This is a genomic window from Microvirga puerhi (genome assembly GCF_020089865.1).
Lineage (GTDB): Bacteria > Pseudomonadota > Alphaproteobacteria > Rhizobiales > Beijerinckiaceae > Microvirga > Microvirga puerhi.
The window spans coordinates 66464-78261 of the sequence record NZ_JAIRBM010000003.1; the positions used below are offsets into that span (position 1 = coordinate 66464).

The following is an 11798-nucleotide window of genomic DNA, read 5'->3' on the forward strand; positions in this document are numbered from 1 at the left end:
CTCGATCCGTCCCTAGTCTCGGGCCGCAAGCGGCCGCAACGGCTCGCTGAGGCCGAGTTTCCATTTCAGGTTCACGCCTGCGCTTCCGAGCAGGATCAGGATGATGCCGCTCCACTGTGCGAGCGAGAGGTCGCGTCCGTAGGCAATGTAATCGACCAGGATCGCAACCGCCGGATAGACGAAAGACAGAACCGCAACCCGTGTCGTCGGCAGCTTCTGAATGGCCGAATAGAGCAGGATATACATGATGCCGGTATGAGCGACGCCGAGCGTCACCAGATAGCCCCACTGAAAGCCGTGAGCCGGAAGCGCCGTGAAATCGGCGAAGGGCCACAGCATCAGCGTGCCGAGCACGGCCTGAACCAGCGCGATCAGATGCGGTGGAAGGTCCTTCAGATGCTTCGCGACGACGGCGGTAACGGCATAGAGCGCGGCCGCGCCGAGTGCGAGCCCAAGGCCGGCAAGATATCCACTGGTCAGCGAAAACCCTGACGGATCGATCTTCACGACCAGCAGCAATCCGATGAACGCGAGGGCGATGAAGCCCCAGGCGTCACGGGTCGGTCGCTCGCCGAACAGCACGATCCCCAAGAGGATCAGGAAGAAGGGCTGCATGTTGTAGACGGCGGTGGCAATCGAGATCGATGTCAGCCGGTAGGACGAGAACAGCAGGACCCAGTTCAGCACGATGGCCGCGCCGCCCAAAAGCGACAGCAGAAACGTCCGCGTGGTAAAGCGCCAGGGGAAGAGAAAGCCGCGCCAGCCGCAATAGACCAGGAGGCTCATCGCGCCGAAGAGACAGCGGAAGAACACGACGTTCCAGATCGACTGCCCCGACTCGATGACGAAATAGCCGATGGTCCCCGACATCGCCATGGCGCCGACCATCTCCAGCCAGCCTGTTTTCCCGGTCCGCTCGCCCATGAGGTGCTCCTGCCTTAAAAGTTACGCCACTTTACGAGGCGTTTAGCGAAGAGTACCCTTTGAATGGAAGGCAAAGGGTAAAATGGGTCTTTGAAATCATGGCTATTTCGACAAAAAAGCCCAGAAATCAAAATGCCGATCTCGATGACGTCGATCGGGCCCTTATCGAAGCGCTTGCGGAGAATGCGCGCCTGTCCCTGGCGGATCTTGCCAGGGTGGTCGGCTTGTCGGCTCCGAGCGTTGGCGAAAGGCTTCGCCGCCTGGAGGACGGCGGCCTGGTCAAGGGCTACACGGTTGATCTCGATCACCGGGCGCTCGGCTTCACCCTCACGGCCATCGTCCGCGTGCGCCCGCTGCCGGGGCAGCTTCACCTGGTCGAAAAGCTCCTGATCGAGAGTCCCGAGGTCATCGAATGCGACAAGGTTACCGGTGACGACTGCTACATCGCCCGCTATGCCCTGCGCAGCATCGACGAACTCGATCCGATCCTGGACAAGATCGCCCAGCGGGCGCAGACCAGCACCTCGATCGTCAAGTCGACGCCGGTCAAGCGGCGGCTTCCGCCCTTGCCAGCCGCTTGACGGGGCATTTGCCCATCGACACGAGCTGGAAATTCCTGTATAGCGCCCGCCTCAACTGAAAACAGGACGCCGAAATCCAGCGGACTCGGACATTCCGAGAATTCGTAACGGCAGGAGCTTAGACCATGAACCTCATTCAGCAGCTCGAGCAAGAGCAGATTGCCAAGCTTGGCAAGACCATTCCGGACTTCCAGCCCGGCGACACCGTCATCGTCAACGTCAAGGTGAAGGAAGGCGAGCGCACCCGCGTTCAGGCCTATGAAGGCGTCTGCATCGCCCGTTCCGGCGGCGGCCTCCACGAGAGCTTCACCGTTCGCAAGATTTCCTACGGCGAGGGCGTCGAGCGCGTCTTCCCGATCTACTCGCCGATGATCGATTCCATCAAAGTGGTGCGCCGTGGCGCCGTTCGCCGTGCCAAGCTCTACTACCTGCGCGACCGTCGCGGTAAGTCCGCCCGTATCGCCGAGCGCGCCGAGCGGCAGGACAAGGGCGGCGCTGCTCCGGCTGCAGCCGAGTAAGCCTTTCCGTTCTGTAAGGCTCAAGGAAAGCGCGGCACCAACGGCCGCGCTTTTTGCTTTCTGCAGGTCTGGCACGGCATACGCAAAAATTTTCTTGCGCGGCTAAGGCTGCCCGCTATGCAATGATTTCAAGGCCGTGCGCGCTCTCGACATCTTTTCGTCGGCGGAATGACCGGCTAAACACCCAATTCCGTATTCGTTGTTTGTGGACCGAGAACATGGCTAACCCCCGCACCCTCTACGACAAGATCTTCGACGACCACGTCGTCGACCGGCAGGATGATGGGACGTGCCTCCTCTACATTGACCGCCATCTCGTGCACGAGGTGACGAGCCCGCAGGCCTTCGAGGGGCTGCGCATGGCCGGGCGCAAGGTGCGCCAGCCGGGAAAGACCTTGGCAGTGGTGGACCACAACGTGCCGACGACGGATCGTTCCAAGGGCATCGACGACCCGGAATCCGCCACGCAGGTGCAGACCCTGGCGGATAACGCCAAGGAATTCGGGGTCGAATATTACAATGAGCGCGATACCCGCCAGGGAATCGTGCACGTGGTCGGTCCGGAGCAGGGCTTCACGCTGCCGGGCATGACCATCGTCTGCGGCGACAGCCACACCTCGACCCACGGTGCCTTCGGAGCCTTGGCCCATGGCATCGGGACGTCCGAGGTGGAGCATGTGCTCGCTACCCAGACCCTGATCCAGAAAAAGGCTAAGAACATGCGCGTGACCGTGGATGGGCAGTTGCCCGCCGGCGTCACTGCGAAGGACATCATCCTGGCCATCATCGGCGAGATCGGCACGGCCGGCGGCACTGGTCACGTGCTCGAATATGCCGGCGAAGCCATCCGGTCCCTGTCGATGGAAGGCCGCATGACGGTCTGCAACATGTCGATCGAGGGCGGCGCCCGTGCCGGCATGGTGGCGCCGGACGAGAAGACCTACGCCTACCTGAAGGATCGCCCCAAATCGCCGAAGGGCGAGGCCTGGGATGCGGCCCTGCGCTACTGGGATACGCTGCGCTCGGACGAGGGCGCGTTCTTCGACACCGAGATCCGTCTCGATGCCGCCAACCTGCCGCCGATCGTGACCTGGGGCACGAGCCCTGAGGACGTGATCTCGGTGACCGGTGCAGTCCCGAATCCGGACGAGATCCAGGACGAGAACAAGCGTCGTTCCAAGTGGCGCGCGCTCGAGTATATGGGCCTCAAGCCGGGCCAGAAGATCACCGATATCATGCTGGATCGCGTCTTCATCGGCTCCTGCACCAATGGCCGCATCGAGGACCTGCGGGCTGTCGCTCAGATCGTGGAAGGCAAGCGCGTTGCCGAGAGCGTGAACGCCATGATCGTGCCAGGCTCCGGCATCGTGAAGATGCAGGCTGAGGCTGAGGGTCTCGACAGGATCTTCCGGGCCGCCGGCTTCGACTGGCGTGAGCCGGGCTGCTCCATGTGCCTGGCCATGAACGCCGACCGCCTCGCTCCCCATGAGCGCTGCGCCTCCACCTCGAACCGCAACTTCGAGGGCCGCCAGGGCTTCAAGGGCCGCACCCATCTCGTCTCTCCCGCCATGGCGGCGGCGGCGGCGATCGCAGGACGGTTTGTGGATATCCGCGCCTGGGGCTAATGGCCTTTCATATTTTTCGTAAAAAAGGCGGCGACCGATCCGGTCGCCGCCTTTTTTGCTTTCGAGAGGGCACCGGTCCCCTGTCCTGGTGAAAGTGGCGCGCGAACTCCTTATCTCTGATAAAACGACGCTTGCTGTGGCGCACGAGAAGCGTCGCCATGGAGCGTCGGCACATTGGGGAAGCGGGAGGAGATCATGAGCGAAAGACAGGATGAATCCCGTGAAATTCTCGATCGGGTTCAACGCGACTCGGAAACCCTTGGATCGTCTTCACTCAAGCGCATGACCCAGCGCATGGCGGATCACTTCGGCGGGCGCGATGCTATCGGCGAGGCAGCGGGCGGCGGTACCGACCCGATCGAGCTGTGGGGACGCCGCATCGGCCGGAGCCTGTCCCTGGTCGGCGTCGTCGTTCTGGCGTACTGGCTGGCCGTGCAGCTGAAGCTTCTTTGATGCACCTCATGACGACTCATTCACTCGCCTCTTTGCAGGCCCCTTCCGTTGCCGATTTCGAGGCGCTCGCGCACGAGGCCTTTGCGCGTTTGCCGGAGACGTTTCGCAAGCTCTGCGAAGGCGTCGTGATCCGCATCGAGGACTTTCCCGATGACGAGACCATGCAGGACATGGGCTGCGAAAGCCCCTTCGATCTGCTCGGCCTGTTCCGCGGCATCGGTCTGGCGCAGGACAACGCCGTGATGGCGACCGGCCAGTTTCCGAACATGGTCTGGCTCTACCGTCGTCCCATCCTCGATTACTGGGCCGAACACGAGGAAAGCCTGGGCGACCTCGTCACGCATGTGCTGGTACACGAGATCGGCCATCATTTCGGCTTGTCCGACGACGACATGGAAGCCATCGAGGCTGCGGCCGGCTAGCGCCTTTGAAAACGTGGCTTCAAAAGCCAGCGATCGCGCCATAGACCTGAGAAAAGGGCGCACTGACTTACCTGCCGATCCTGAGGCGGAGACCGCGCAAAAAGCGCCGGGCCAAGCTCCGGCGCGACTTCGCCCGTCAGCTCAGGCTGTTCCAATTTCTCACTCGGAACCGCCTGCTGGGCCGCACCAGCCGGGCAAATATTCGGCCTCCCGGCTCTTGGCGAGCGTCAGCGCCCGCTCCAAGGCCCTCTCGAACTCATCATCCACCCACTTTCGCTTGATGTTGCGCCGAAGGAAGTCGGCCCAAAGAAACTCGCTGTAGAGAGTCGTGTCCTTGGCGAACCCACCCATGCGCCGAAGCGCACCGGCGAGGGAGCGATAGGGATCGTCGACGAGGCCCTCGATCGACTTTGGAATGTCCCGATGGGTCCTGAGGCGGCCCTCGGCATCATAGACATGCATCCAATTCTTGTGGGCGAGCACAAACCAGAATGCATCCCTCTCCAGCCCGCTCAAATCCGCCACGACCGAGGCCATCAGATGCTCGACGCCTTCGAGATGGAGCGCCAGGGCCAAATGGTGGTGATCGAGAATGTAGCAACGATGCTTCGGCCCGATGATCACCGGGATCGTGGGCATGTCTGAAGAGTCGGTTCCCTTCTTGTCCCTGTCGCGCCAGCGGCGGCGCTTCTCCTCTACCTCTCGCATGCCCACGGTGATCTGCGTGGGTCGCAGATCGGCAATCACGACGGAGATGAGACTTGGCTCTTGCATGCCGATACCCATCCTTCATGGTCAGCAGCGAGCCGCCACGCTGACCCTTCCATCTGGGATGAAACCGTGCTCCGTCATGTAGGGCGGGGCGCAGCGCGCATCCATAGGAAAGCTCATGAGAGTGGTTGGCCGCTGGAAGCAGCTCTAATCCGGTTCGCGCAGCCGGTATCCCACGCCCGTCTCGGTGAGGATGTATTGCGGCCGCTCCGGGTCGGCTTCGATCTTCTGGCGAAGCTGACGGACGTAGACGCGCAGATACTGCGAATCCGTGGCGCCGCCCCAGACCTCGTGCAGAAGGAAACGATGAGTGAGAACCTTGCCCGCATGCTGGACGAGCGTTCGCAGCAAATCATACTCCTTGGGTGAGAGCTTCACGTCCGTATCGCGGATCTTGACGATCCGGCGGACGAGATCGACGGACAGATCGCCGACACGGAAGACCGGGCGTTCTCCCTGCTGCTGCAGGCGATGGCGCAGAGCAGTGCGGATCCTCGCCAAGAGCTCATTCATGCCGAAAGGCTTGGTGACATAATCGTCCGCGCCGAGATCGAGAGCCTGGACCTTGCCCGCTTCGTCTTCGCGACTCGAGAGAATGACGATCGGTATCGAGATGCCGCCCTCGCGCCATTGCCGGAGCAGTTCGAGTCCCTGCACGTCCGGAAGCCCGAGATCCAGAATGATCAGGTCAGGCTTCTCTGCGAGCTTCTCGGTTGCCGTCCTGCCGTTCTGCGCCTCGATGACGGGATAGCCATGCGCCCCGAGACCCATGCGCAACAGCTTGCGGATCGGCGGCTCGTCGTCCACCACGAGAATGCGGATGGGAAGGTTGCTCATGCGGCAGGTTCCAATTCTTTCATATCCTTCGGAATCGGCAGGGTCAGGGTGAAGACCGCGCCGACGCGGTCGGATCGATTGCCAGCCTTGATGGCGCCTCCCATCGCTTCGATGAATCCGCGGGAAATCGCAAGTCCGAGGCCGGTGCCGGCGCGAACGCGGTCGCCCTTCTGAGCCCTGTGAAACTTGCCGAAGATCGTTTCCAGTTCCTCTGATGGAATTCCATCGCCCTCGTCGAGGATCTGAAGGTAGACGGACGACGCGTCCTGCCAGCCCTGGATTCGAATGGTCGTACCGGGATCCGAATATTTCGCTGCGTTGTCGAGGAGATTGAACAGCAGCTGCTCGAACAGCACGGCATCGAGCTTAAGCATCGGCAGGTTTGCTGCGAGATCCATCTCGACCTCATGGTGCGACAGGATCTTGCTGGCTCGGCGCAGCGCCGTTCCAACGATTTCGCCGACATCATGCAGCACGACGTTTGGAGTGACAGCGCCTGATTCCAGACGCGTCATATCGAGAAGATTGGCAATGAATCGGTTCAGGCGCTCGGCCTCGTCGATGATCGTTGCCAGGAGATCAGTCTTGGACGCATCATCGAGAGCCAGGGAATAGTCGCGCAGCGTCCCGGCCGAGCCCAGGATCGACGCTAACGGCGTCTTGAGATCGTGCGAGATCGAAGTCAGCAGCGCTGCGCGAAGCCGGTCCGTCTCGACGGCGAGCTTCGCTCGATCGAGATCCTCAACCAGAAAGACCCGCTCGATCGCAAGCGCTGCCTGATCTGCAAGCGCGTCGAGGAGGCGCCGCTGCTCGGGCGTGAGGAGAGCTCCAGGCTTGTCGCCGTCAATTCCCAAGACGCCGACGGCGCCGCGTCCCGTTCGCATGGGGAAGAACAGGCGTTTCGCGCCGGGAAGCGTATCCGCGCCCCGGCCCGCCGGATGGTTGTTCTCCCAAGTCCACTTTGCGGCGGCAAGATCGGCTCCATCGAGCGTATCCTCGGGGGGATATCCGGCCTTGACCGCGATCGAACCGTTCTCCGGGAGCAGGATCACGACACGGACCTGCAACATCGACGCGACTTGGAAGGCCGTCGCCCACAGGACGTCATCGAGCGTCCCGACGCCGGCGAGCTTGCGACTGAAGCTATAGAGAGCCTCCGTCGTTCGCGCGCGTCCTTGTGCCGTCACCGCCTGGCTCCGGACGCGCGCGGCGACGTTTGAAACGACCACGGCGACGATGGTGAAGAAGATCACAGCCGCGACGTTCTTCGGGTCCGCGATGGTGAATGCATAGAGTGGTGGAAGAAAGAAGAAGTTGTAGAGGAGCGATGCCGCAACGACAGCCGCGAGGGAAGGGCCAATACCAAGCCGGACCGCGACACCGATGACGGTGGTCAGGAAGATCAGGTCGACATTTTCGACGCCGATCAGCGGCTGAATCAGCTTGCCGACGAGCAGTGCCGATGCGACGCTCGCCAGGGCGATCCCATAGAACGCCCAATTGACCGGTTCGCGACCCTCTCCGGTGCTGACGGTTTTTCGGGGAACCGGCTCCCCGTCGAGGTCCTCGCCAGCGATCACGTGAACGCTGATATGGCCGGCGCGGCGCACTAGATCATGTACCACGGAGCCGTTGAGAATCTCGAACCAGCGGGACCGCATCGATTTGCCGATCACGATCTGCGTGATGTTGTTCCTCTGCGCGAATGAGAGAACATCGTCCGAGATGCGTCGCCCCCCGCCTGGCTCGGCATGGGCCTCGCCTCCGAGCCGTTCGGCCAAGCGGAGCGTGTCGGAGACACGATCGCGTTCCTCCTCCGAGAGCTGAAGGCTGCGACGGGTCTCGATGTACAGCGCCGTCCAGGGCGCGTGGAAGCGATCCGCGAGGCGTTTGGTGTAACGCACGAGACCGGCGCTGTTCGGATGCTCGCTCGCGCAGACCAGGATCCGCTCCCCGGCTGGCCAGGGACCGCGAATGGCATGAGCCTGCATGTGCGTGAGGAGCTGCTCGTCAACACGTTGGGCGGTGCGTCGCAGAGCCAGTTCCCTCAGGGCCGTGAGATTACCGGACGAGAAATAATGGTCGAGGGCAGCCCTGGCGGTTTTTGGTACATAAACCTTTCCCTCTCTCAGACGCCGGATCAGGTCGTCCGGTGTGAGGTCGACCACCTCGATGTCGTCGGCCCGGTCGATGATCGAGTCCGGAACGGTTTCCCGCACCCGGATCCGCGTGATCTGGGCCACGACGTCATTCAGACTCTCGACGTGCTGAATATTCACGGTCGTGTAGACATCGATGCCGGAGGCGAGCAGCTCTTCTACGTCGAGGTAGCGTTTAGGATGTCGGCTTCCCGGCGCATTGGTGTGTGCCAGCTCGTCCACGAGCACGAGCCGGGGTCGGCGCGCCAGGATGGCATCGAGGTCCATTTCCTCAAGGATATGTCCCTTGTAATCGACCGGGTGGCGCGGGATGACTTCAAGCCCGGACAGGAGCGCTTGGGTCTCCTTGCGGCCATGGGTTTCCACCACGCCTACGATGACGTCCGTGCCTTCCCGACGCCGCGCTTGCGCCGTGAGCAACATCTCGTATGTCTTGCCGACGCCCGGTGCGGCTCCCAGGAAAATCTTGAGACGGCCCCGGCGCGAATCCTCGCGCCTGGCGGCTTCAAGCAGAGCTTCCGGCGACGGGCGTTGGTCCGGATCGCGCCACGGATCGGACATCCAATATTCCCTCAGGAGACACAGACCTAGCGGGAGAGGTCGTCCAGGGCAAGGTTCAGGGCTAGCACGTTCACGCGGGCCTCGCCCATGAAGCCGAAAAGGCGCCCGTCCACATGCTGCGCGACGAGCTGCCGAACCCGGTCTTCGGGAAGCCCGCGCGCTCGGGCAACCCGCGGAACCTGGAAGAGTGCCGCTTCAGGAGAGATGTCGGGATCGAGCCCGGACGCCGTCGTCGTCACGAGATCGATTGGGACGGGAGCTGACGGGTTTTCCTGCTTGAGGCGCTCCATATCCGCCTGAACCCGGTCCAGCAAAGCCTGATTGGTCGGACCGACATTCGCGCCGGCGGAATTCGCCGCATTGTAAGGTGCCGGCACGGATTTCGAGGGGTCCGCCGGATCGGCGGCCGTCGTGGCGGAAGGACGGCCATGGAAGTAGCGCTCGCTGGTGAAGGACTGGCCGATCAGCGCTGAGCCGACAAGCTGGCCGTTCCGCTCGATCAGGCTGCCATTGGCCTGCTTCGGCATGACGGCCTGTGCGATGCCGGTCATGGCAAGCGGATAGGCAAGTCCGGTCACGGCGGTCAGGAGCAGGGCCAGGACGACAGCAGGACGGAGTTCTTTGAGCATGTTCATCTCCTCAGACGAGGTGCAGGGCCGTGACGGCGAGGTCGATGGCCTTGATGCCGATGAACGGCACCACGATGCCGCCGAGGCCGTAGATCAGCAGATTGCGACGCAGCAGCGCCCCCGCGCCGATCGCCTGGAAGCGAACGCCGCGCAAGGCGAGAGGGATCAGTGCGATGATGATCAGGGCATTGAAGATGATCGCCGACAGGATGGCGCTTTGTGGGCTTGCGAGCCGCATCACGTTGAGGGCCTGAAGCTGCGGATAGAAGGCGAGAAACATCGCCGGGATGATGGCAAAGTACTTGGCAACGTCATTGGCGATCGAGAACGTCGTCAAAGCGCCGCGGGTCATGAGGAGCTGCTTGCCGATCTCCACGATCTCGATGAGCTTGGTCGGATCAGAATCGAGATCCACCATGTTGCCGGCCTCGCGTGCCGCAACGGTTCCGGTGTTCATGGCAACCCCGACATCCGCCTGCGCTAGGGCCGGAGCGTCGTTCGTGCCGTCACCACACATGGCGACGAGCTTCCCCTTCGCCTGCTCTTCACGGATGAGCAGGAGCTTGTGCTCCGGCGTCGCCTGGGCCAGAAAATCGTCGACGCCGGCTTCCGCTGCAATAGCTGCGGCGGTCATGGGATTGTCGCCGGTAATCATCACGGTCCGGATTCCCATCCTGCGCAGTTCGGAAAAGCGCTCGCGAATGCCGCCTTTCACGATGTCCTTGAGGTGGATGACACCGAGCAGACGTCCATCTTTCGCAACGGCGAGGGGCGTGCCGCCGGTTTTCGCGATCTCGTCGGCAATGGCCTGAACCTCGCGGATCGCTTCCATGCTGACGAGCGGACGCAGCGTCTGAACGGCTCCTGTGGGCGTGACGGCCGTGCCGGAGGCGTGGACGGCAGTGAGAACCGCGTCGACGGCGCCTTTGCGAATCGAACTCCCTTCTACGTCGACCCCGCTCATCCGGCTCTGCGCGGTGAAGGGGATGAAGTGCGCATGAAGCTGGTTCATGTCGCGGCCGCGGATGCCGTAATTTTCCTTCGCAAGAACTACGATGGAACGGCCCTCCGGTGTCTCGTCGGCGAGAGAGGCGAGTTGAGCGGCATCGGCCAGCTCACGCTCGCTGACGCCCTTGATCGGTCGGAACCCGGTGGCCTGTCTGTTGCCGAGCGTGATCGTGCCGGTCTTGTCCAGAAGGAGCGTGTCCACATCGCCGGCGGCCTCGACCGCGCGGCCGGACATGGCCAGCACGTTGAACCGGACGAGACGGTCCATTCCGGCAATGCCAATGGCCGAGAGGAGCGCGCCGATGGTGGTCGGGATCAGCGTCACGAAGAGAGCGACCAGAACCACGACCGGAATCACGCCGCCCGCATAGGCGGCAAAGCTCGGGATGGTCACGGTCGCGAAGACGAAGATGATCGTCATTCCGGCCAGCAGGATGTTGAGTGCGATCTCGTTCGGCGTCTTTTGCCGCTCCGCGCCCTCCACGAGCGCGATCATGCGGTCCATGAACGTCGAACCCGGAGCCGCGGTGATCCGTACCTTGATCCAGTCCGACAGAACCTGTGTCCCGCCCGTGACGGCCGACCGGTCTCCGCCGGATTCGCGGATGACGGGCGCCGACTCACCTGTGATCGCCGCCTCGTTGACGGAGGCGACGCCTTCGATCACTTCGCCGTCGGACGGAATGATCTCCCCCGCTTCCACCAGGACGACATCATTCACCTTCAGGCTCGTGCCTGGAACGACCTTGAACGGTGTCCGGCCAGGACCGGCCAGGAGTTTGGCCTGCGTCTCCGTCCGGGTGCGGCGAAGCGAATCCGCCTGCGCCTTGCCCCGTCCCTCTGCGACGGATTCGGCAAAGTTGGCGAACAAAACGGTAAACCAGAGCCAGAGAATGATCTGGAAGGAGAAGCCAAGATCAGCGCCGCCGACGGCTACGTCGCGCGCGAACAGGACCGTGGTCAGTGCGGCCACCACCTCTACGACGAACATGACCGGGTTGCGAACCATGACTCGTGGATCAAGCTTGCGCAGGGATGCGCCAAGCGCCGGAAAGAGAATGTGTCGGTCGAAAAGAGATGTCTGGGTCTTCGCCATGGAAGTGGGCTCCAAAGCCTGGGATCGGAAGGGTTAGTGGGTGCCGGCGAAGAAGCTGGCCGCCAGTTGAACGAGAAACCCTGCGAGGATCACGGTTGCGGTAAGCGCGAGAACAAGGTTTGCGGCTTGGCGCCTGCGTTTCGCGCTATGTGACGAGCGGGTGGCAAACCCGACGCTGCTCTCGTGGGGTCTGCTCGGCGATGTGGATGCCATG

The 11798-nt window shown here is 62.5% G+C and carries 12 protein-coding genes; 5 read left to right on the top strand and 7 right to left on the bottom strand.

All coding sequences use genetic code 11. The annotated features are described in order from the left end of the window. Positions 1-12 precede the first annotated feature (12 nt). Positions 13-924: a DMT family transporter gene (locus K9B37_RS04695; RefSeq protein WP_224311673.1), complete on the bottom strand. Its 912-nt coding sequence runs from the start codon at positions 922-924 to the stop codon at positions 13-15. A gap of 98 nt (positions 925-1022) precedes the next feature. On the opposite strand from K9B37_RS04695, the gene K9B37_RS04700 reads away from it, so the two are divergent. The 5 genes from K9B37_RS04700 (at position 1023) to K9B37_RS04720 (ending at position 4523) form a co-directional block, all read left to right on the top strand. Beyond that, positions 1023-1505: an Lrp/AsnC family transcriptional regulator gene (locus tag K9B37_RS04700; protein ID WP_224311675.1), complete on the top strand. Its 483-nt coding sequence runs from the start codon at positions 1023-1025 to the stop codon at positions 1503-1505. A 125-nt stretch (positions 1506-1630) separates the two neighbouring features. After that, complete coding sequence (gene rplS / locus K9B37_RS04705; RefSeq protein ID WP_224311676.1) at positions 1631-2023, top strand: 50S ribosomal protein L19; 393 nt, start codon at positions 1631-1633, stop codon at positions 2021-2023. A gap of 218 nt (positions 2024-2241) precedes the next feature. After that, positions 2242-3648 (top strand): 3-isopropylmalate dehydratase large subunit, encoded by a 1407-nt coding sequence (leuC, locus tag K9B37_RS04710; RefSeq protein WP_224311677.1) that lies wholly within the window; start codon positions 2242-2244, stop codon positions 3646-3648. A 195-nt stretch (positions 3649-3843) separates the two neighbouring features. Continuing rightward, entirely contained in the window at positions 3844-4101 is a 258-nt protein-coding gene (locus tag K9B37_RS04715) for a hypothetical protein (RefSeq protein WP_224311679.1), read from the top strand. Between the two features lie 8 nt (positions 4102-4109). Further along, positions 4110-4523, top strand: coding sequence for a metallopeptidase family protein (locus K9B37_RS04720; RefSeq protein ID WP_224311681.1), 414 nt, complete (start codon positions 4110-4112; stop codon positions 4521-4523). Positions 4524-4682: 159 nt separating this feature from the next. Here K9B37_RS04720 and K9B37_RS04725 read toward each other — a convergent pair whose 3' ends face one another. From K9B37_RS04725 to K9B37_RS04750, 6 genes are all read right to left on the bottom strand, one after another. Further along, positions 4683-5303, bottom strand: coding sequence for a ParB-like protein (locus K9B37_RS04725; RefSeq protein WP_224312131.1), 621 nt, complete (start codon positions 5301-5303; stop codon positions 4683-4685). Between the two features lie 138 nt (positions 5304-5441). Further along, positions 5442-6131, bottom strand: a complete 690-nt coding sequence (locus tag K9B37_RS04730; RefSeq protein WP_224311684.1) for a response regulator — start codon at positions 6129-6131, stop codon at positions 5442-5444. Next, entirely contained in the window at positions 6128-8851 is a 2724-nt protein-coding gene (locus tag K9B37_RS04735) for a DUF4118 domain-containing protein (protein WP_224311685.1), read from the bottom strand. The genes K9B37_RS04730 and K9B37_RS04735 overlap by 4 nt, the downstream gene beginning before the upstream one ends. A gap of 26 nt (positions 8852-8877) precedes the next feature. Beyond that, complete coding sequence (locus K9B37_RS04740) at positions 8878-9480, bottom strand: K(+)-transporting ATPase subunit C (RefSeq protein WP_224311687.1); 603 nt, start codon at positions 9478-9480, stop codon at positions 8878-8880. A gap of 10 nt (positions 9481-9490) precedes the next feature. After that, positions 9491-11584 (bottom strand): potassium-transporting ATPase subunit KdpB, encoded by a 2094-nt coding sequence (kdpB, locus tag K9B37_RS04745; protein ID WP_224311689.1) that lies wholly within the window; start codon positions 11582-11584, stop codon positions 9491-9493. Positions 11585-11617: 33 nt separating this feature from the next. After that, the gene (locus tag K9B37_RS04750; protein ID WP_224311690.1) at positions 11618-11797 is read right to left on the bottom strand and encodes a hypothetical protein; all 180 of its coding nucleotides are present in this window, start codon (positions 11795-11797) and stop codon (positions 11618-11620) included. Position 11798 lies beyond the last annotated feature (1 nt).